This window comes from Klebsiella sp. BIGb0132, assembly GCF_024810075.1.
Lineage (GTDB): Bacteria > Pseudomonadota > Gammaproteobacteria > Enterobacterales > Enterobacteriaceae > Klebsiella > Klebsiella terrigena.
The window spans coordinates 158332-178444 of sequence record NZ_JANUDW010000001.1 but is presented as its reverse complement, the minus strand read 5'-3'; the positions used below and the strand labels follow the sequence as shown (position 1 = coordinate 178444).

Annotated in this window: 18 protein-coding genes and 1 other annotated feature; of the genes, 7 read left to right on the top strand and 11 right to left on the bottom strand. The window is 58.2% G+C overall.

Annotated features, from left to right (window positions below):
- Window positions 1-18: 18 nt before the first annotated feature.
- Entirely contained in the window at window positions 19-555 is a 537-nt protein-coding gene (locus M2416_RS00760) for a septation protein A (protein ID WP_045855040.1), read from the bottom strand.
- 54 nt (window positions 556-609) lie between these two features.
- Entirely contained in the window at window positions 610-1353 is a 744-nt protein-coding gene (locus M2416_RS00755) for a YciC family protein (RefSeq protein ID WP_259221602.1), read from the bottom strand.
- Between the two features lie 363 nt (window positions 1354-1716).
- Between M2416_RS00755 and ompW the strand changes: the two genes are divergently transcribed.
- Window positions 1717-2352 carry an outer membrane protein OmpW gene (gene ompW, locus M2416_RS00750; RefSeq protein WP_259221600.1) on the top strand — a complete coding sequence of 212 codons (636 nt, stop codon included), beginning with the start codon at window positions 1717-1719 and terminating at the stop codon, window positions 2350-2352.
- A gap of 85 nt (window positions 2353-2437) precedes the next feature.
- Here ompW and M2416_RS00745 read toward each other — a convergent pair whose 3' ends face one another.
- Together M2416_RS00745 and M2416_RS00740 are read right to left on the bottom strand one after the other, a co-directional pair.
- Window positions 2438-3913, bottom strand: coding sequence for an alpha/beta hydrolase (locus M2416_RS00745; RefSeq protein ID WP_259221598.1), 1476 nt, complete (start codon window positions 3911-3913; stop codon window positions 2438-2440).
- Window positions 3914-4214: 301 nt separating this feature from the next.
- On the bottom strand, window positions 4215-4922 hold the full coding sequence (locus M2416_RS00740) for an SDR family NAD(P)-dependent oxidoreductase (protein ID WP_259221596.1): 708 nt from the start codon (window positions 4920-4922) through the stop codon (window positions 4215-4217).
- 120 nt (window positions 4923-5042) lie between these two features.
- Here M2416_RS00740 and M2416_RS00735 point away from each other — a divergent pair, with 120 nt between their 5' ends.
- Window positions 5043-5951: a LysR family transcriptional regulator gene (locus M2416_RS00735; protein WP_259221594.1), complete on the top strand. Its 909-nt coding sequence runs from the start codon at window positions 5043-5045 to the stop codon at window positions 5949-5951.
- Window positions 5952-6108: 157 nt separating this feature from the next.
- Here M2416_RS00735 and M2416_RS00730 read toward each other — a convergent pair whose 3' ends face one another.
- Window positions 6109-7056 (bottom strand): quinone oxidoreductase family protein, encoded by a 948-nt coding sequence (locus M2416_RS00730; protein WP_259221593.1) that lies wholly within the window; start codon window positions 7054-7056, stop codon window positions 6109-6111.
- A gap of 76 nt (window positions 7057-7132) precedes the next feature.
- Here M2416_RS00730 and M2416_RS00725 point away from each other — a divergent pair, with 76 nt between their 5' ends.
- Window positions 7133-7597, top strand: coding sequence for a MarR family winged helix-turn-helix transcriptional regulator (locus M2416_RS00725; RefSeq protein WP_076945372.1), 465 nt, complete (start codon window positions 7133-7135; stop codon window positions 7595-7597).
- A gap of 23 nt (window positions 7598-7620) precedes the next feature.
- Here the strand turns inward: M2416_RS00725 and trpA are convergent, their stop codons facing one another.
- The 6 genes from trpA to trpL all read right to left on the bottom strand — a co-directional run bounded on the left by trpA (window position 7621) and on the right by trpL (window position 14312).
- On the bottom strand, window positions 7621-8430 hold the full coding sequence (gene trpA, locus M2416_RS00720; RefSeq protein ID WP_259221592.1) for a tryptophan synthase subunit alpha: 810 nt from the start codon (window positions 8428-8430) through the stop codon (window positions 7621-7623).
- Entirely contained in the window at window positions 8430-9623 is a 1194-nt protein-coding gene (trpB, locus tag M2416_RS00715) for a tryptophan synthase subunit beta (protein WP_128878382.1), read from the bottom strand. Before trpB ends, trpA begins: the two co-directional genes overlap by 1 nt.
- 14 nt (window positions 9624-9637) lie before the next feature.
- Window positions 9638-10996, bottom strand: a complete 1359-nt coding sequence (trpCF, locus tag M2416_RS00710; protein WP_259221591.1) for a bifunctional indole-3-glycerol-phosphate synthase TrpC/phosphoribosylanthranilate isomerase TrpF — start codon at window positions 10994-10996, stop codon at window positions 9638-9640.
- Between the two features lie 3 nt (window positions 10997-10999).
- Complete coding sequence (gene trpD, locus M2416_RS00705) at window positions 11000-12595, bottom strand: bifunctional anthranilate synthase glutamate amidotransferase component TrpG/anthranilate phosphoribosyltransferase TrpD (protein ID WP_041145171.1); 1596 nt, start codon at window positions 12593-12595, stop codon at window positions 11000-11002.
- On the bottom strand, window positions 12595-14157 hold the full coding sequence (locus M2416_RS00700; protein ID WP_076945375.1) for an anthranilate synthase component 1: 1563 nt from the start codon (window positions 14155-14157) through the stop codon (window positions 12595-12597). The genes trpD and M2416_RS00700 overlap by 1 nt, the downstream gene beginning before the upstream one ends.
- Window positions 14158-14192: 35 nt before the next feature.
- Window positions 14193-14288, bottom strand: a sequence feature (Trp leader region).
- On the bottom strand, window positions 14265-14312 hold the full coding sequence (trpL, locus tag M2416_RS26955) for a trp operon leader peptide (RefSeq protein WP_115193975.1): 48 nt from the start codon (window positions 14310-14312) through the stop codon (window positions 14265-14267). Its footprint overlaps the feature before it by 24 nt.
- Before the next feature lie 135 nt (window positions 14313-14447).
- Between trpL and rnm the strand changes: the two genes are divergently transcribed.
- The 4 genes from rnm to M2416_RS00680 all read left to right on the top strand — a co-directional run bounded on the left by rnm (window position 14448) and on the right by M2416_RS00680 (window position 20102).
- Window positions 14448-15311, top strand: coding sequence for an RNase RNM (gene rnm / locus M2416_RS00695; protein WP_259221589.1), 864 nt, complete (start codon window positions 14448-14450; stop codon window positions 15309-15311).
- A gap of 15 nt (window positions 15312-15326) precedes the next feature.
- Complete coding sequence (locus M2416_RS00690; protein ID WP_076945377.1) at window positions 15327-15947, top strand: L-threonylcarbamoyladenylate synthase; 621 nt, start codon at window positions 15327-15329, stop codon at window positions 15945-15947.
- Window positions 15948-16113: 166 nt separating this feature from the next.
- Window positions 16114-17547, top strand: a complete 1434-nt coding sequence (locus M2416_RS00685; RefSeq protein WP_259221587.1) for a GGDEF domain-containing protein — start codon at window positions 16114-16116, stop codon at window positions 17545-17547.
- Window positions 17548-17621: 74 nt separating this feature from the next.
- Window positions 17622-20102: a bifunctional diguanylate cyclase/phosphodiesterase gene (locus M2416_RS00680; protein WP_259221586.1), complete on the top strand. Its 2481-nt coding sequence runs from the start codon at window positions 17622-17624 to the stop codon at window positions 20100-20102.
- The last annotated feature ends 11 nt before the right edge of the window (window positions 20103-20113 follow it).

Genomic DNA, 20113 nt, shown 5'->3' with positions numbered 1-20113 from the left:
GGCCTTTATTGATTATGATTACTTGTCATCCTGCGGCATATGGCGGTAGATATAGACGCCGCTCAGCAGGGTGAAGACCAGGGTCAGGGCAGTCAGGCCAAAGACCTTGAAGTTGACCCAAATGTTCTGCGGCAGCCAGAACGCAATGTAGATATTCGCCAGCCCGCAGAGGATGAAAAACACCGCCCAGGCGAGGTTTAAACGTGACCACACGTGCTGCGGCAGCGTGAGCTCTTTGCCGAGCATGCGCTGAATCAGCGGCTTTTTCATGACCCACTGGCTGAACAGCAGGGCGCCGGCGAACAGCACGTAGATAACGGTCACCTTCCATTTAATAAACTCGTCGTTATGGAAGAAGATCGTCAGGCCGCCAAAAACGGCGACCAGCACGAAGGTGATCAGCGCCATTTTCTCAATTTTGCGATAGCGCACCCAGGTGTAGATCAGCACCACCGCGGTGGCGACAATCAGCGCCGTGGTGGCGGCGTAGATATCGTAGAGCTTATAGAATGCGAAGAAGACGACCAGCGGTAAAAAATCCAGAAACTGCTTCATGCATAGGTTCCGTAGTTCAGAGCGGGTCGGGAGGTTTCCCGACCCTGGTTAAATTTAGTTGCGGATAAGCATATACAGGCGGAATAAATAGATCAGCAACAGCGCGGAAATCAGGTTGCTGATGGTATTGATAACCACCGCGCCGACGTTTGGCGTCAGCACTGCAAAGCTGGAAGCCAGCAGCAGCAGCGCGGTTTTGGCCAGCAGCCAGCCGAGAACCGCCGGCGCCACCAGGCGCATATTTGCCCACGCCAGGCGGATGCTGCCGCGCATCGCGGTGAGGATCCCCAGCTTATCCTGCACCAGCATAATTGGGGCAAAGGCCAGCACGATGGCTAACAGCACGCCCGGCACCAGCACCAGCATCATCCCAATCTGCACCAGGAAGGTGGTGAACAGGATCAGCAGCAGCAGCTTTGGCAGAACCGGCGCCGCGGCGCCAATCGCGCGCAGAGCGCTGACGCGCTGCCCGGCAGAGACCAGCTGAATCATCAGCAGCACGCCGCCTGCAAGGATGGCGTTACCCACCAGTCCGGAGAAGGTTGAGGCCGCAGAGGCGCGCAGCAGAACCTGCTGTTGCTCCGGCGTCATGTTCTGTACCAGCTCAAACAAGCCTGCGCTACCCGCCAGATTATCGCCTTCGCTCAGAATCGAGAGCTGCTCTTCGCTGGGTGAAAACGCGTGACCAAGGACTACCGTTATTAGCGCGCACAACAACGCAACCAGCAAAATGGTAATGAACTGATTACGAAAAAAATTTCCCGTGTCACGGTAGACGGACTTCGCCGTGATAGACATGCACTCTCCTTGAGTATTGCAGGTGTTAACTAGCCGGCGATTGTACCGCAAATCACTGCAGCGTAGCAGCCTCTGCTCACGCCAGGCTAAGTATATCTTTGTAAAGAGGAGTGAGCGCCGTATCCCGCTGAGTATGGCTTTTGCCGCGGGCGCTGTCGCCGTAAAAGCGGGGCGCCGGTGCGTCGGCGACGAAATATGGCGAAAATTGATCTGCTTAATCATTCGCTTATTGCATCCTGTTGCAAAAATTAATCTGGATCAACAAATGTTAAAACTAATGATTTTGTGTGATCTATGTTGGATCAAACCTAACTCATTGTGGGTATATTCTCCGCGCTGAATAACCATAATGAGGAAGTGGATATGAAGAAGTTAGCAGCGGTAGGATTAATTTTGAGTACGCTTTCCGGGGGCGTCTGGGCGCACGAAGCCGGAGAGTTTTTCATTCGCGCAGGTTCGGCCACCGTTCGTCCGACGGAAGGTTCTGATAACGTGTTAAATAGCCTGGGCAGCTTTAACGTCAGCAATAACACGCAGCTGGGATTAACCTTCACCTATATGGCGACGGATAATATCGGCATCGAGCTGCTGGCGGCCACGCCGTTCCGCCATAAGGTCGGCACCGGTCCGACGGGCACTATCGCCACGGTACACCAGCTGCCGCCAACCCTGATGGCGCAGTGGTATTTTGGCGATGCGCAAAGCAAGGTGCGCCCTTATATCGGCGCCGGTATTAACTACACCACCTTCTTTAACGAAGACTTTAACGACACCGGCAAAGAGGCCGGACTCTCCGATCTGAGCCTCAAGGATTCGTGGGGCGCCGCCGGGCAGGTAGGTCTGGACTATCTGGTTAACCGCGACTGGCTGCTCAATATGTCGGTGTGGTACATGGATATCGACACCGATGTGAAATTTAAGGCCGGCGGCGTGGACCAGAAGGTCAGCACCCGCCTGGATCCGTGGGTGTTTATGTTCTCTGCGGGATACCGGTTCTGATTTCTACTGCAAAATTCCGGCAAGGCGGATCATGATATGACCCGCCTTGCCGGGGCGACCGGGTCATTCGACTCCGCAGCCGAAATCAATCACTGCCGGGAGCGGCGGCGGCACCGGCGTCGATTCCTTCATCGATCCGCGTAATCATATAGGGGAAGAATGGATTTGAAGACTGGCGCATGAGTGAATCCAGCCCAACAACAAGCACCGAGCGCTCGCCACGGGCAGCAAATGTCCCGAGGCTGATACCATATTGATTCAGCGGATGTGGATAGCGCCCATATAAGGAGTCACTTAAAGGGAAGGGGAGAGCAACGTGGGAAAGGGAGTAGACGTCCGGCAAATAGCGCTGCCCCTGCAGGGTTTCCACAGATTGTTCTGTTTTCCCGGCCGGCGTGGTGCGGATCTCCATTTCTGTCGTGCCGGGATTCGCGTTAGTGATGATCGTGGTGCTATAAAGCCGCGGAGCTGCAGGGAGCAACCGGGACAGCGCGGTGTATGATGTTCTGCGTAATAACGAATTAAACCTCACCGCATGATTCAAATCGAACAACACTAGTTCACTGCCGTTATCCGGTAAACGGTTGTACAACGCCGTGACGATCGCCCGCGTACTGACGGTTGAATCCATGACCGATTGAAATGTCAGCACCGGAGGTAGGCTTGCCATTTTTTTGTTACGCGAGTTAGTGATAATTTGGCTCTGAAGCGCCTTTGTCAGCAGGAACGACTGGCGGGCGGCATTGGTCGGGAATGAGTTATATTTAAACGGATTGAACTCCGGCATTATGCCTAACCATGCGGCTTTGGCGAATGCGGGTAGAAACGCAGGCCAACCCGCCAGGCCGGAAAAGCGCGCGAAGCTCGTAATACCAATCATCGGCGAAATCAGGATCACGCGCTGTGGCTTAGCCAGGCCGGGATTATCCAGTGCATCCAGCGTATATTTCATCGCCAGAGCACCGCCATTGGAAAATCCGACCATATGCAGCGGCACATCGTGACCAGCAAGCTTTTGCGCTTCTCTCACCGCAAGGCGCGTTGCGGCAAGCCAGTCCTGCCAGTTCACGTCGGTCAATGCTGCAGGGACGGTGCCATGTCCCGGTAATCTGATCCCAATGGCGATATAGCCATGCTGACGGTAGTTATTAGCAATATGCCTTAGGCTGTAGGGGGTATCCGTCAGACCATGCAATAGCACCACTGCCCCTTTGGGCCTGGCGTCCGGCATCATGATGTAAGACCGATTCCAGTTTGTTGGGAATGTGTCCGGATAGATAGGGCTATCGGCATAGTAACGATTCAGTTCAGTTTGCTGCTGAACATCAAGCTTATCCGTGACGTTACGTTTAACTTCGTTGAAGAGCGAATTTTCTCTCTTGATGTAATCATTCCAGTCTGCACTGTCGATTTCATCCGCGTCCATCTCATCAGGGACGTACGTATGCCAGAGCTGCAGGTCGGGTCCGCGCTGAATGTCATACAGACGTATCCCAATAGCGCCAACCACTAAAAGAAGTAAGGAGAATACGATACGTTTTAACCACTTTGCGAATTTCATCGCTTTGGTTCCTGTCCTAATCCCATATTTTTTAAGTATAAAATAAAATCAGGCGTTACATACAGACCGTCTTGACGCTTATGCAGAACTTAAGTCGTTTTCGGCGGGTTATCCCGGGTAGAAAGCGGGCTATTTTTCGAACCTGCAAAAGGGCTGAGCTGCTCCCCGTTGATGAACAAATCCCGATGTTACCGGTTCTCAGCTTCTTGTAGCCCTGGTCGTTGTATGACCAGGGCCTGCTGTGGTTCTCTGCCGGCTCTCGATGCCTTTGTGCCTTACCCCGCCTGCCGTTCTGTACCCATCACCACGGTACGGTGCGGCCCTGATAATCCAGATACTCCAGCCCCGGGCGCTGGCGTTTCTCCAGCAGCACCTTGACCAGGCTGGGGATGGTCTCCTCGATGGTCAGCGGCGCAGCTATGCCGCCCAGCGCGGTGCGGATCCAGCCCGGCGCCATCGCCACCATCGGATGCGTCGCCGAAGCCGCGCGGGCGGCAAAGCTGCGCATAAACATATTCAGCGCGGCCTTGCTGCCTCTGTACAGCTCGCGCTGCCCGCTAAGGTTATTGCCGAGACTTCCCTGTCCGGAAGACATCACGCCGAGCAATCCTGACGGGGCCACGTGGCGCTGCAGGCGCTCTATGACCCGCATTGGCGCCAGGGCATTGGTCTGCATCACCTGCATAAACTCTTCAGTGGAGACTTCGCCGATGGTCTGGGAAGGATCGCGGTTGGTGGTTCCGGCATTGACAAAGAGCATCTCCAGGCGGCTTCCCGAGAGCCTGTGGTCCAGGGCGGCCAGTTGGTCGTCGTCGCAGACGTCCAGCGTTTCAAGGCGCACCCGGCCGGGGTTATCCCGGGCGAGCTGGTGAAGCGGCGTAGGGTGCTGAATATTGCGGACGGTGCCGATAACGTTCCAGCCGTGCTGCAAAAATTCGGCGGCCATCGCGTGGCCCAGCCCGCGAGAGGCGCCGACGATTAAAATGCTGTGATGATTCAGAGGGGTCATAGTCGAAATCCGCAGTAAAGAGTGAGGATCTGACTATAGTCATAGGCTATATCAGGCGGAAGGCGCAGCATGTGCACTATTAGCATGCGCCGCACGCTCTATCTTACGGCAGGATACCTTATGACCGATCCCGATTTTAATCTTCTTGTTGCCCTCGACGCGCTGCTGGCCGAAGAGAGCGTGGCCGGGGCGGCGCGACGGCTGGGGCTCAGCGCATCGGCAATGAGCCGGACGCTCACCCGCCTGCGCGACGCGACCGGCGATCCGCTGCTGGTCAGGGCAGGGCGTAAAATGGTGCTAACCCCGCATGCGCAAAATATCAAAGCGCGCGCGCAGAATGCGCTGTTCGAGGTGCGTTCAGTCCTGAACGCGTCGCTTTCGCCGCTCCAGCTCCCGACGCTGGAGCAAACCTTTACCTTGCGCACCAACGAAGGCTTCGTTGAAACCTTCGCCCCGGCGCTGATTGCCGCCTGCGCGCGGGATGCGCCGGGAGTGACGCTGACATTTGTGGCGAAGAGCGAAAAAGATCCGCAGTTTTTACGTGAGGGGCGGGTGGACCTCGAGATTGGCGTACTCAAGAATATGGGGCCGGAAATCCGCCTGCAGGCGCTGTTCCGCGATCGCTTCGTCGGCGTGCTGGCGAAGAGCCACCCGCTGGCGCAGTCGGCAGGCATGACCCGGGAAGCGTATATCTCCTGCGGGCACGTGATTACGTCTCGTCATGGCATGGTGCGGGGGCCGGTTGATGACGCCCTCGCCGGGTTCGGCCTGCAGCGTAAGATTGTCGCCGTGGTGCCCAGCTTTGCCGCCGCGCTGGCGGTCGCCCGCCGTTCGCCGCTGATTGCGCTGGTGCCGGCATCCTATATTGGCGACGGCCCTGCGGCCGATATCGCCGTTTTTGAGCTGCCGGTACAGACGCCGGAAATCACCGTTTCACAGATGTGGCATCCCCGACAGGAGCAGGAGCCCGGCCACCGCTGGTTGCGTCAGCAGGTGCTTAGCGTATGTCGTTGGGCGCACCAGGGGTAAAAAAAAGCCCGCAACGAATGCGGGCGAAAAATACTGGAAGCAATGTGAGCAATGTCGTACCGAATACCTGAGTGTTTTGCTCAACTATTCGGTAATGAGAAAGATAATGTTTCTCATTTAAGATATCAACCCCATCTTTTGTGCGGAAGTGATTTTTTTAATCGATCACGAAAACGCTGCGCTTCTGGCTATTGTCGCGTGGCCAGGCGGCCGCCACTTCCCGCAGCGGCAGCGGCGTGGTGGCGATAGTAAACCCGCCGGCCGCGGCGGCCTGCAGCATCTCCCCGGTTGCCGCCAGCAGCTGGGCCATCGACAGGCTGCCGATCCCGCTGCCTAGCAGCTGCAGCGGCGCCGAACGCAGCACCGCGCCGTTGAGTGAAATATTCGCCCCGGAGAGAGAGCCGACCTGGACATAGCGTACCGGCGCATGGCCGGGGCTGCTTTTTGCCAGCGCCGGGAGCAGCAGCTCGGCGCTATGTCCCCACAAATAGTCGACGACGACGTCAATCTGCCCTGCAGCAAGCTCGGCGAAGCGAGCGCGCAAAGTCGCGTCATCCGCGCTCAGGTTGATGCAGACGTCCGCGTCGAGCGCGGCCAGCGCCTGCGCGTTACGCCCGGTGGCGATCACTTTTTTCGCACCCAGATAGCGGGCGATCTGGATGGCCAGCTGTCCGGCGCTGCCGGTGGCGCCGTTGATCAGCACCGTCTCACCGGCGATAAAGCCCGCGCGTTTAACCAGCGCGGCCCAGGCCGACATTCCGGGGTTGGCCATGGCGGCGGCGGTGACATCGTCCAGCGCGTCCGGCAGCGGAATGCAGTTAGCCGCCGCCACCGGCGCCCGTTGCGCCATGCTGCCCCAGGGCGCGCGCGGGAAGGCGAAGTAAACGCGCTGTCCGTCGGGCAGGGTCCCCGCGCCGTCGATGCCCACCACGAAGGGCAGACGACCGTCAAAGCTGTAGTGCTTGCCGCTCGCCCGACCCTTGACGACGTGGCTGATGGCGGCGGCGCGTACGTCGACCAGGAGGTGATGCTCATCGGCCTGGGGATCGGCAAAGTCGGCCCACACCGGGCCCTGCTGGAGTTCGAATACGACGGCTGCTTTCATGGTGTTACCTCCGGGATGAATTACGTGTAAAATGCACATATCAGATAACGGCACTATACACCGGGTTAAATAATATATGCAAGATGCACATAATAATTACGATATCACCGACTTTCACGGCGCGCTGCTGGATATCATTCGGGTGATGAATCTGCCGGTGCGCGATGAGCAGATACTGCAGGCCGCCGGGGTGCAGCTCGATCAGATCCTCTTCCCGCTGCTGGTGGCGATAGGGCGCTATGGGCCGGTGGGCGTGGTTGAGCTGGCGGATAGCCTGGGACGGGATTACACCACCGTCAGCCGGCAGGTGAAAAAGCTGGAAGCGCAGGGCCTGGCGCTGAAGCAGCCCAACGTTAGCGATCGACGGATTAGTGAAGTGACCTTGACCGGGCAGGGTCAGACGCTGATTGAACGTATTGCGCTAGCCAGAACGCGGCTGATGAATCAGGTGCTCATGGACTGGACGCAGGAGGATGTGCTGGCGCTGTTTCGCCTGACGCGTAAATACGCGGACAGCCTGCAGCAAAAAATAACCGCCTGACGAATGGCCAGGCGGTCGGGGCGTTACGCTGCTTTAGTGGCGGCTTTAAGGCTCTGCACAAAAGCCTTCAGCTCGGCCAGCATCGTTTGCGGATCGCTGAGGTTACGTTCGATGATTTTGACGATGGCGGAGCCGGAAATTGCCCCGGCGGCGCCGGCGTCAATCGCGGCGGTCACCTGATCGGCGGCGGAAATACCGAAGCCCTGCAGCGGAGGCGCGGCGTTATATTCGCGCAGCTTCTCAATAAGATGATGCAGCGGCAGGGCGGCGCGGTTTTCCGCCCCGGTGACCCCGGCACGCGACAGCAGATAGGTATAGCCGCGACCAAAAGAGGCAATCTGGCGCAGCAGCTCGTCATCGGCATTCGGCGGGCAGATGAAGATGGGCGCGATATTGTGCCGCATCGCCGCCTGGCGGAACGGCGCCGACTCTTCGATGGGGACATCGGCGACCAGCACGGAATCCACGCCAACCCGCGCGCATTCGGCATAGAAAGCGTCAATGCCGGGGCTGAACACCAGGTTCGCGTACATCAGCAGGCCGATAGGGATCGTCGGGTGCTTGTGGCGGATTGCCGCCAGCATCTCGAAGCACTGCGCCGGCGTCACGCCAGAGGCGAACGCACGCAGAGCTGCGCCCTGGATAGTCGGGCCATCGGCCAGCGGGTCGGAGAAGGGAATACCCAGTTCCAGAGCGTCGGCGCCCGCTTCGATCAGCGTATCGATGATCTGCAGCGACAGCGCCGGGTTGGGATCGCCCAGCGTGACGAAGGGAACAAACGCGCCTTCCTGGCGAGATTTCAGTTGTGCAAACAGCGTCTCATAACGTTCCATCAGATTTCCCCTCGCGCTTTCAGAATATCGTGTACGGTGAAGATGTCTTTATCGCCGCGACCGGACAGGTTAACCACCAGCAGCTGCTCTTTTTCCGGGTTTTCACGCATCATTTTTAGCGCATGGGCCAGGGCGTGGGAGGATTCCAGGGCCGGAATAATCCCCTCATGGCGGGAGAGCGCTTTGAACGCTTCCAGCGCCTCGTTGTCGGTGATCGACACGTAGTCGGCGCGGCCGGTGCTGTTGAGGAACGCATGCTGAGGGCCCACCGACGGGAAGTCCAGGCCGGCGGAGATAGAGTAAGATTCCTCAATCTGGCCGTCATCGGTCTGCATCATCGGCGATTTCATGCCGAAATAGATTCCTACGCGACCGTGCTTCAGCGGCGCACCGTGCTCGCCGGTTTCAATTCCGTGGCCCGCAGGTTCAACCCCGATCAGCCCCACGTCGGTTTCATCGATAAAGTCAGCAAACATGCCGATAGCGTTGGAGCCACCGCCGACGCAGGCGATGACCGCATCCGGCAGACGGCCTTCGCGCTCGAGGATCTGCGCTTTGGTCTCTTCGCCGATCATGCGCTGGAACTCGCGGACGATGGTCGGGAACGGGTGCGGGCCGGCTGCGGTACCGAGCATATAGTGAGCGGTATCGTAGCTGCCGGACCAGTCGCGCAGCGCTTCGTTACAGGCGTCCTTCAGCGTGGAGGAGCCGCTGTGCACCGGGATCACTTCCGCCCCCATCAGGCGCATGCGGAAGACGTTTGGCGACTGGCGCTCAACGTCTTTAGCGCCCATATAGATGCGGCATTTCAGGCCGAGCAGCGCGCTGGCGAGCGCAGAAGCCACGCCGTGCTGGCCGGCGCCGGTTTCGGCAATGATTTCGGTTTTACCCATGCGCTTCGCCAGTAATGCCTGGCCCAGCACCTGGTTGGTTTTATGCGCGCCGCCGTGGAGCAGATCTTCACGCTTGAGGTACAGCGTGGTGCGGGTGCCTGCGGTCAGGTTACGACATTTGGTCAGGGCCGTTGGACGACCGGCGTAGTTCTTCAGCAGGTCGCTAAATTCAGCCTGGAACTCAGGATCTTTCTGCGCGCTGACGAAAGCTTCTTCCAGCTGGCGCAGGGCGGGCATCAGGATCTGCGGGACGTACATACCGCCAAATTCGCCAAAATAGGGGTTCAGTAAAGTACTCATTATTGCATTGCTCCTTAATATGCGCGCAGCGTCTGGAAAACCGAGGCCAGCTTGCTGGCATCTTTAATACCCGGCTGCGACTCAACGCCTGAATTAAAATCGAGTCCGGCACAGCCGCTTTTGGCGGCTTCTACGCAGTTATCGGCACCGAGTCCGCCTGCCAGCAGGACGTTACCCAGCTCCTGGCCCTGTAAAAGCGTCCAGTCGAAGCGCTGACCGCTGCCGCCCTGGCCGTTATCGAAGAGATATTTATCGACGTGATGTAGGCTGCGTTCCGGCAGCGTGTCACCGACGCTGAGCGCTTTCCAGATCTGGACTTGCTCCGGCAGCCGCGCGCGCAGCGCGTCGATATAGGCCTGATCTTCGCTGCCGTGCAGCTGAACCGCAGCCAGCTGCAGGCTCTCTGCGCGCTCGGCCACGTCCTCGACCGGCGCATCGCGGAATACTCCGACGTAGCGCAGCCCGGCGGCCTGGATAATCTCTTTCGCCTGCGCCTCGTTGACGACGCGCGGTGAGCCAGGGACAAAAATCAGCCCGCCGTAGATGGCGCCGGATTCATAGGCCACCTGCGCGTCTTGAGGACGGGTCAGGCCGCAAACTTTGTTTTCACCGAGCAGCACGCGCCTGACGGCCGCGTCGAGGTCATCGTGCTCCATCAGCGCGGAGCCAATCAGGAAGCCGTTAGCAAAGTGGCTGAGATCGCGGACCTCGGCGTAGGTATGAATCCCGGATTCGCAGATCACGGTGACGTCATGGCCCAGGCGCGGCGCCAGCTGGCGGGTGCGGTTGAGGTCAATCGACATATCGCGCAGATCGCGGTTGTTGATCCCGACCACCTTCGCCTTCAGCGCAATGGCGCGTTCCAGCTCTTCTTCGGTACTCACTTCGGTCAGCACGCCCATATTGAGGCTGTGCGCGACGGCGGCGAGCTGGCGATACTGTTCATCGTCAAGCACCGACAGCATCAGCAGGCAGGCATCGGCCTGGTAGTAGCGCGCCAGATAGATCTGGTAAGGATCGATGGTGAAATCCTTGCACAGTATCGGCTGCGGCGCGATGGCGCTGACGATGGGCAGAAAATCAAAACTGCCCTGGAAATATTTCTCATCGCACAGCACCGAGATGGCCGAGGCGTAGTTCTTATACACTCCGGCGATTTCCGCCGGGTCAAAATTCTGGCGAATCAGGCCCTTCGACGGCGAGGCTTTTTTGCACTCGAGAATAAACACGCTGCGCGTTCCCGCCAGGGCATCGTAAAAGTTACGCTGCGTCGGGACGACCTCGTTTTGAAAACTGGCTAACGGCTGCTGCTGCTTGCGGGCTTCTACCCAAATCGCTTTGTCGGCAACGATTTTTGCTAAAACGGTCTGCATTATTTACCCTCTTGCCGCTAATGCGGTCACTCTGTCATAGGCCGCTCCGCTGCGCAGCACGTCAATCACCTGCCGGGCGTTGGCTTTCAGGTCTTCATGCCCGTGTAAACGCATCAGCATTGCCACGTTGGCGGCGACCGCGGCTTCATGAGCGGCTTCACCTTTACCTTGTAGTAAGCGCGTCAGAATGTCACGGTTTTCTTCCGGCGTGCCGCCGGCCAGCTGCTCCTGGTGATAAGGCGTCAGGCCAAAGTCATCCGCGGTCAGCTGATAGCTTTTGATCTCGCCGTTATGGAGCTCGGCGACCACCGTTGGCGCGTGGAGCGACACCTCATCCATGCCGCCGCTGTGGACGACCGCTGCCCGCTGGTAGCCCAGCACGCGCAGGGTTTCCGCGATAGGCAGTACCAGCTCCGGGCTGTAGACGCCAATCAGCGCCAGCGGCGGGTGCGCCGGGTTAATCAGCGGCCCAAGGACGTTAAACAGCGTCCGGGTCTTCAACTGCTGACGGACCGGCATCGCGTGGCGGAAACCGGTGTGATATTTCGGTGCAAACAGGAAGCAGACGCCCAGCTCATCCAGCGCGGTGCGGGATTTATCGGCGTTCATATCGAGGTTGATGCCGAATGCGGCCAGCAGGTCGGAAGAGCCCGATTTGCTGGAGACGCTGCGGTTGCCGTGTTTCGCGACCTTTAGCCCGCAGGCTGCGGCCACAAACGCGCTGGCGGTAGAGATATTGATGCTGTTGCTGCCGTCGCCGCCGGTGCCGACGATGTCGGCAAACGGGTAGTCAGGACGCGGGAACGGCGCGGCATTTTCCAGCAGGGCGGTGGCGGCGCCGGCAATCTCCTGCGGCTGCTCGCCGCGCACCTTCATACTGACCAGGGCGGCGGCCAGCTGCTCCGGCTTCACTTCGCCGCGCACGACCGCAGAAAACAGCTGGTGGCTCTCCTGCTGGCTCAGGGTTTCCGCCTGATACAGCTTTTCCAGAATCGGCTGGATGGTGTTGGTTTGCTCCAGCTTCTGCAGCGCCCAGGCCAGCGTTTGCTCCAGCAGACGCGCGCCCTGGGTGGTGAGAATCGACTCCGGGTGGAACTGGAAGCCGCAAACGCGATCGGCATCATGACGCACCGCCATCACCATCCCGTTATAGTTGGCGTTGATGGTCAGCCCGGCCGGGATGTTGCTGCCGACCAGCGAATGGTAGCGGGCAACCGGCAGCGGGTTAGTCAGGCCGGCAAACATCGCCTGGCCGTCATGCTCGATGCTGGACGCTTTACCGTGCAGGATTTCGCCCGCCTGGCCGACGTAGCCGCCGTAGGCTTCAACAATCGCCTGATGGCCAAGGCAGATGCCGATGATCGGCAGCTTGCCGCGCATGCGAATCAGCAGCTCCGGCATGCAGCCGGCTTCGCTCGGCGTACCCGGGCCCGGGGAGAGCATCAGCACCGGATTGTCCATCGTGCCGATACGCTCGATTAAGGTTTGTGCCGGAACCGAGTTACGGTAAATCACGACGTTATGGCCGTTGGCGCGCAGCTGGTCTGCCAGGTTATAGGTAAAAGAATCGATATTATCGAGCAGCAGAATGTCGGCCATTAGAAAGTCTCCTTCGCGTGGTGAGCCTGGGCAATTGCGCGCAGCACCGCGCGGGCTTTATTTCGGGTTTCATCTGCTTCGGACTGAGGCACTGAATCGAGGACAATACCGGCGCCGGCCTGAACGGTGGCCACGCCGTCCTGCACGTAGGCTGAGCGGATCACGATGCAGGTATCCAGGTCGCCGTGGGCGGTGAAATAGCCGACCGCTCCGCCGTAGCTGCCGCGACGCTTACCCTCCGCGGCGGCGATCAGCTGCATCGCGCGCACCTTCGGCGCGCCGCTCAGGGTGCCCATATTCATGCAGGCGCGATAGGCGTGCAGCACGTCGAGGTCGTTACGCAGCTCGCCGACCACCCGGGAAACCAGGTGCATGACGAAAGAGTAGCGGTCGACTTTGGTCAGGTCGGCCACGTAGCGGCTGCCCGGCGTGCAGATGCGGGCGAGGTCGTTACGCGCCAGGTCTACCAGCATCAGGTGCTCGGAGAGCTCTTTGTGGTCGGTGCGCATTTCGAGTTCGATACGGCTGTCGAGATCGCGATCCAGCGAACCGTCGGCGCGGCGGCCGCGCGGGCGGGTACCGGCAATCGGGTAGATCTCAATCTGGCGGCTGACGGCATCGTACTTCAGCGAGCTTTCCGGCGACGCACCGAACAGGGCGAAGTCGTTATCCTGCATAAAGAACATGTACGGGCTCGGGTTGCTCTTCTTCAGCACGTCGTAGGCCGCCAGCGGTGACGGGCAGGGCAGAGAGAAGCGGCGCGATGGTACCACCTGGAAAATTTCGCCGGCGCGGATAGCGCGCTGCATTTTGCGGACCACGGCGCCGTATTCTTCGTCGCTCTGGTCGCAGTCGCAGGTCATATGCTCGACCGTCGTGACCGGCAGCGGTGCCGGCGGCTCGTTAAGCTGCTGGCGAAGCTGGGCGATGCGCTGCGTCAGACGCTGCTTTTCGCTCGCCAGCGGCGTGAACAGGCTCGACTGGATGCGCGTGCTTTTGCTCTGGTGATCGATAACCAGCAGCGTTTCGGCCAGGTAGAAGCAGTAGTCCGGACAGGCGGTGTCGCTTTCCAGCGGCGGCAGGTTTTCGAAACCGGCCACCAGGTCATAGGCAAACAGGCCGCCGAAGAACATCGCTTCGCGCTCGTCGTGCGGCACGGTGACCAGCTCCTGCAGCAGGCGGAAGGCGTCAAAGACCGACAGAGAACAGAGGCGAGCGTCCTCATCCAGCAGGGCGCTGACCGGGGGGAAGGTGAGCGTCCGGCCGTTCGGCTGACGCAGATTTTCGATGCCCGCAGGCAGGGCGTTGTCGAGTAAATCCAGCAGCGATGCGCCGTTGCTGGAAAGCGCCTGAATAGTGACGGTGTCACCTAAAGCGGTGATGCGCAGCGCGCTGTCAACCAGCAGCAGGCTCTTTAAGTCATCCTTGCTGTCGATATCCGCGGATTCCAGCAGCAGGGTTGCCGGACGCGCGCCGCACAGCTGGTGGAACAGCGCCGTCGGATTTTCGCGATAGATGGCGTCGCTGGTGAGAAGCTCGAGTGCCGGTTTTGATATTTGCATTATTGTTCTCGCCTGTTCGGTATAATAATTTGTCCAATAAAAAGCCCGCTCATTGGCGGGCCGGGTATCTGTATGCTGAGTGCAAAACGCGATCACGCCGCCCGTTATCAGGAGGTGCGCCACCAGCCGTGCAGAGTGATAGTTTGCGTTTTCATCGTGATACCCCTTCATGTGAACTTGCGTACTAGTTAACTAGTCCAGAGGAATAATGTCAACCCCTGTTTGCAGATTTTCTCCGCGAGTCGGTATGATAATGCGCTTATTTAAGTCCATGTCCAGCAGGAGTCACCTTGAGCGATACCCTTTACGCAGTGATTTACGATCTGCATAGCCATACCACCGCCTCTGACGGGCGGCTGACTCCAGAAGAACTTGTCCATCGTGCCCACCAGATGCGGGTGGGGACGCTGGCGATTACCGATCACGATACGGTGGCGGCCATTCCCGCCGCGCGGGCGGAAATTGCCCGCGCCGACCTGCCGCTGACGCTGGTGACCGGGGTGGAGATTTCCACCCTGTGGGAAAACCATGAAATTCATATCGTGGGTCTGAATATTGATATTGAGCATCCGGCCATGCTGGCCCTGCTTGATGAGCAGAAGGCGCGCCGCCAGCTGCGGGCGCAGATGATTGCCGAGCGGCTGGATAAGGCGCGGATCCCCGGCGCGTGGGAGGGGGCGATGAAGCTTGCCGACGGCGGGGCGGTAACCCGCGGACATTTTGCCCGCTTCCTCGTGGAAGCCGGCCACGCCGGCAATATGGCCGATGTTTTTAAAAAATACCTCGCCCGCGGGAAAACCGGTTACGTTCCGCCGCAGTGGTGTACAATAAAACAAGCGATTGATGTCATTCATCATTCTGGCGGCAAAGCGGTTGTCGCCCATCCTGGGCGCTATGACCTCTCCGCCAAGTGGCTGAAAAGGCTGTTGGCCCACTTTAGCGAGCAGGGCGGCGATGCCATGGAGCTGGCCCAGTGTCAGCAGGCGCCGCATGAGCGCACGCAGCTCGCCGCGTATGCCGTCCAGTTTGGTCTTCTGGGCTCTCAGGGTTCTGATTTCCATCAGCCCTGCCCGTGGATTGAACTGGGCCGTAAACTTTGGCTACCCGCAGGTGTAGAAGGGATCTGGCACAGCTGGGAAACGGCCGCAGAATAAAATTGAGAGGGAAGTATGAGCCAGTTTTTTTACATCCATCCGGACAACCCGCAGGCGCGGTTGATTAACCAGGCGGTGGAGATCGTGCGTAAAGGCGGGGTAATTGTCTACCCCACTGATTCAGGCTACGCATTGGGGTGTAAGATTGAAGATAAGGGCGCGATGGAGCGGATCTGCCGCATTCGTCAGCTGCCGGATGGCCACAACTTCACCCTGATGTGCCGCGATCTCTCGGAGCTTTCGACCTACGCGTTTGTCGACAACGTGGCGTTTCGGCTGATTAAAAACAACACGCCGGGCAACTACACGTTTATCCTCAAAGGGACCAAAGAGGTGCCGCGTCGTCTGCTGCAGGAAAAGCGTAAAACGATCGGCATGCGCGTGCCGTCGAACCCGATTGCCCAGGCGCTGCTCGAGACCCTGGGCGAGCCGATGCTCTCCACCTCGCTGATGCTGCCGGGCAGCGAATTCACCGAGTCCGATCCGGAAGAGATTAAGGATCGGCTGGAGAAGCTGGTCGATCTGATTATCCACGGCGGCTATCTGGGCCAGCAGCCGACCACGGTTATCGATCTGACCGACGATGCGCCGATCGTCGTGCGTGAAGGCGTCGGCGACGTGAAGCCGTTCCTGTAATATTTTTCCCCTCTGCCGGGCGCTGCGCCCGGCATTCACTCCGCGTTCTGCGCGCAATATTTATTTTAAGATAACATTGATATTGAGGCATTCTTTTCTCAGCCGTATTATTAGCTCGCTTACGATATCTGCTACAGACATCGTTCCTGATTAGAACCTCAATATTATGCATAAGCTGACAATCATCCCTGCCGATTTTTTTAAGCAGGAGAATCCATTATTTAATGCCGTGGTGCTGTTTTCAACGACGGTCGCGCTATATGCCGCCGGACGTCTGATTCGGCATAATGATATTGCATTATTCTGGCCGATGAATGCGGTGCTGGCCGGGCTGTTTATTCGCCATCAGGTGCTGCGTCAGTTTCACTATTTTATGATTTTTATTCTCGCGACCTTATTTTGCAGCCTGGCAGTGGGGAGCCGTAGCGTAAGCGAACTGCTCACTGACTTTTCTGATATTGCCTTTGTGGCGATGCTCAGCTGGATGATTATCAGCGAAAAAAAGCGTTGCGAAAGTTTTATCAAAATAACGATATTTCGCCTGTACAGCTATTGCTTATTAACGGCGGTCGCATGTTCCGGGCCAGGCAGCTATTTTTTCTCGCTATCCCATCAGATCGATTTTTGGCGTATTTATCCTGTGTGGCTTAGCGAAGAGTTTACCACCAGCGTACTGATTCTGCCGTTTGTCTTAATCTGTACGGTGCAGCAGCCGTTTCGTCCCACCGAGCTCAGGCGACTGATCCCAGTGGGGCTGCTGGCCGTCTCGCTGGCTATCTCGATTGCCACCGGCACGGCGGGGAGTATGGGGACGCTGTCAATGATTCTCCCGGCGCTAATCTGGTGCGCAATTAGCTACTCGCTGCCCACGACCTGCCTGCTCACGCTGCTGGCCGGGGTGGTTGAGGTGCTGATGGTCGATCAAAAGGCCGGGGGTATCAGCCTGGTGGGGCATGTTCCCCTGATAATCTCGGCCCGTTTGGGGATTGCGTCGATTGCCATTAGCCCGGTGATTGTCGCGGTTAGCGTCCAGGCCATCAATACTCTGGTCAGGCAGCTTTCTCATCAGGTCAGGTACGACTACCTGACCCGCGTATATTCGCGTTTTGGCCTCTACGAGCGGCTAAAAGAGCTGCATGATGGCGAGCGCGATACGCCGCTGAACGTACTGGTTCTTGATATCGACCATTTCAAAAATATCAACGACACCTGGGGTCACGACTGCGGCGACAAGGTGCTGGCGGCATTTGCGGTTCGGGTGCAGAACGTGGTGGGCCAGCGCGGCATCGTGGCGCGGCTCGGCGGCGAGGAGTTTGCGGTCATCATGGCGGGTAAACCGGGCGGCGAAGGCTATCTGCTGGCAGAAGAGATCCGCAAGGAGATAGAGAGTATGCAGGTGGAATGGGGCAGCAAAATGCTCTCTCTGACCGTCAGCGTTGGCCTCAGCTACGGCAAGGCCATGCGCTGGAATATCGTCGATATTTTCGACAAGCTTCTGTCAGAGGCCGACGCCTATCTCTATCAATCGAAAAAAATGGGCCGCAATCGTACCAGCGCCCCGCCGGTAACGGCCATCAGCCAGCCGCTGGCGTCAATCTGATTATTCTGCCGAGAGCTATCGGCAGGGTTATTTCATCGCTTCACTCACAACGAATTTATAAAGTAACGTGATTTATGGCAAAGTCTTCTCTTAAAGCGTATCCGTTCACTTTGTTGAAAAGTGTTCTCATCGTTTCATTACTCTCGCTGATCGTTAGCGTGTTCTGCCTGACGGGGCTGTTTAATTACCAGTCGCATCAGGTCGATGAGGCGGTGAATAAACAGCTGCTGCTCGGCAAGAGTGAATTGATACAGCATAAGCTGGAAGATTTTTTCGACTATCCTCAGCAGGTCAGTAATTTATTACTGCAGTATCTGCAGGGCGTCGAAAACAGCACAGCGGATCCCCAGCTTATTCCAGAGATGGTCTATTTAACGGCCCACGCTTTTAATACCGCCCCGGCGTTCAAGAGCCTCTCGTGGGCTGAAAGGAACGGCCGCTATTATGCTATTGCGCGCGCCAATCACAGTAACCAAATATATCTTGAGCGCACCCTGGAAGCCAATTCCCAGCGGCTGGTGAAATACAGCGGCATCACCCAGGACTCCAATATCGTCAAGGTCAACGAGCGCTTCAGCGTTCAGCAGCAGCCGTGGTTTAGCGCAGCCCGACGGCAAAAGCTGCCATATTGGCGCACGGAGTATCTGACCGACGGCCCGGTCGTGGCGTATCACCTGCCGGTGTACGACCGCCAGGGGCAGTTTCGCGGCGTGGTGACCGGCAAAACGATGCCGACCGATATGAGGGAGTACCTGCACAGCATTCTGCCGGGAAAAAACGACTCGCTGCTGATTGCGGACGGCAGGCGCAATATCGTGGTGCAGGTCGGCGCCGGCGCGCTGCTGCAGCAAAACCAGCCCGTGATTCGCCAACTGCTGAACTCGGACGGCCGCCAGCGGATGCTGACGTTTCGCGTCGGCGGAGACGAATACCTGGCGACCGCATTTGATGTGCAGGATCGCCAGCATTTACTGAAGTGGAAAGCGGTGCTTATCGCGCCGCGACACGCCGCGATTGCCGAAATGAAAAAGCAGCGGCTGATGATGACCTTCAGCAACATGCTGTTTGTCTTCGCCCTGATGGTGGTGCTGGCGCTGATTATTTCTCACTTCACCGGCACCCTGAAAGAGGTGGTGGGTAAGGTTCCTTTGGGGCTGATCCCGTGGAAAAAAGAGCGTAAGCGCCTGTTCCCGGAGATTGCCAGCCTGGATGAGGCGCTGAATAAGGTGGCGCTGGCGCTGCCGGGAACGTTTGAATTTAAGCGCAAGAAGCTGGAGGAGGACGTTGAAACCGGCTTTTTGACCCGCAGCGGTCTGCTGCATACCGAATCGCTGTATGAGAACCGAAACCTGCTGGCAATGGTGCATGTCAGCAACTACAACTCGGTCAAAAACGTGCTGGGCAACGAGCTGGCGCGGCAGTTTATCAAGCAGTTTACCCAGCGCCTGCGCGCGATGCTGCCAGAAGGGGCGCTCTGCTGCTGCGACCGGGAAGATCTGTTCATCATCGCGTTTGATGGCATCTACGAGAGCAAGGATGTGACCTATTACTGCTCGCTGCTCTCCTCGGTTTTCCGCCTGACCACGACGGATATGTCCGGCGAATCGCACATCTATACCGGCCACGTGGGAATGGTGATTGAGACGCTGTCGCAGGAGAATATTAGCGAGTGCCTGATGAACGTCAGCCTGGCACTGCAGCACGCCCAGCTCCAGCGCAACGGTGCCAGCGAGCTCTTCACGCCCCAGATGCGCGAGGAGGAGGTCAATAACCTGCGCCTGCATCAGGCGCTGTGCGACGATCTGCAAACGGAGGGCTTCCACCTGGTTTTGCAGCCGATCGTCCCTTTTGACCCCGAGCTCGCCTGTAATGAAGGCGAATGCCTGATTCGCTGGCAGTCTAACGTGCTGGGCTTTGTCCCGCCGGACAAGTTTATTGGCCTGGCGGAAAACACCGGCATGATCGTACCGCTCGGCAAGTGGATCGTCGAAACCGCCTGTCGCGAGCTGGCGATGTTTATCGCCCGCGGCGCGCCTCGGGACTTCAAGCTTCACGTCAATATCTCCGCGGTCCAGCTTCAGCAGCCTGATTTTTCGCATCATCTGCTGGAGTCAATTCATCGTAATGAACTGATGAACAGCAATATCTGCATTGAGATCACCGAAAGCGTGCTGCTTCACGATACCCACAGGATCGTCGAAATTCTGGCCTATTTACGCCGGCTGGGCGTCTCCGTGGCCATCGATGATTTTGGTTCCGGCTACTCAAGCCTCTCCTATCTGCACTCGCTGCCGTTCGATTGTCTGAAAATCGATCGCGGGTTTGTCAGGAACGTCCTTGATGACAAGAAAAGTGAGGCGGTGATCGCATCCGTTCTGATGCTGTCGCAAAGCTTTGATGTTCCCCTGGTCGCCGAAGGCGTTGAAACCGCCGAAATGGGCGCCAAGCTGCGGGAGATGGGCTGCGACCTGGCGCAGGGCTACTACTATTCGCGACCGAAGCCGTTCGATCATTTTGTTCCGCAAGACGGTGTTTTACTCATCAAACCGGAATAACAGGCGCGTTT

Coding starts and splice junctions, on each gene's coding strand:
- M2416_RS00725 (WP_076945372.1), top strand. CDS start 7,133: ATGCAAGATGCACATAATAATTACGATATCACCGACTTTCACGGCGCG.
- trpA (WP_259221592.1), bottom strand. CDS start 8,430: ATGGAACGTTATGAGACGCTGTTTGCACAACTGAAATCTCGCCAGGAA.
- ompW (WP_259221600.1), top strand. CDS start 1,717: ATGAAGAAGTTAGCAGCGGTAGGATTAATTTTGAGTACGCTTTCCGGG.
- M2416_RS00755 (WP_259221602.1), bottom strand. CDS start 1,353: ATGTCTATCACGGCGAAGTCCGTCTACCGTGACACGGGAAATTTTTTT.
- M2416_RS00735 (WP_259221594.1), top strand. CDS start 5,043: ATGACCGATCCCGATTTTAATCTTCTTGTTGCCCTCGACGCGCTGCTG.
- trpD (WP_041145171.1), bottom strand. CDS start 12,595: ATGGCCGACATTCTGCTGCTCGATAATATCGATTCTTTTACCTATAAC.
- M2416_RS00730 (WP_259221593.1), bottom strand. CDS start 7,056: ATGAAAGCAGCCGTCGTATTCGAACTCCAGCAGGGCCCGGTGTGGGCC.
- M2416_RS00760 (WP_045855040.1), bottom strand. CDS start 555: ATGAAGCAGTTTCTGGATTTTTTACCGCTGGTCGTCTTCTTCGCATTC.
- trpB (WP_128878382.1), bottom strand. CDS start 9,623: ATGAGTACTTTACTGAACCCCTATTTTGGCGAATTTGGCGGTATGTAC.
- M2416_RS00745 (WP_259221598.1), bottom strand. CDS start 3,913: ATGAAATTCGCAAAGTGGTTAAAACGTATCGTATTCTCCTTACTTCTT.
- trpCF (WP_259221591.1), bottom strand. CDS start 10,996: ATGCAGACCGTTTTAGCAAAAATCGTTGCCGACAAAGCGATTTGGGTA.
- M2416_RS00690 (WP_076945377.1), top strand. CDS start 15,327: ATGAGCCAGTTTTTTTACATCCATCCGGACAACCCGCAGGCGCGGTTG.
- M2416_RS00680 (WP_259221586.1), top strand. CDS start 17,622: ATGGCAAAGTCTTCTCTTAAAGCGTATCCGTTCACTTTGTTGAAAAGT.
- M2416_RS00700 (WP_076945375.1), bottom strand. CDS start 14,157: ATGCAAATATCAAAACCGGCACTCGAGCTTCTCACCAGCGACGCCATC.
- M2416_RS00685 (WP_259221587.1), top strand. CDS start 16,114: ATGCATAAGCTGACAATCATCCCTGCCGATTTTTTTAAGCAGGAGAAT.
- M2416_RS00740 (WP_259221596.1), bottom strand. CDS start 4,922: ATGACCCCTCTGAATCATCACAGCATTTTAATCGTCGGCGCCTCTCGC.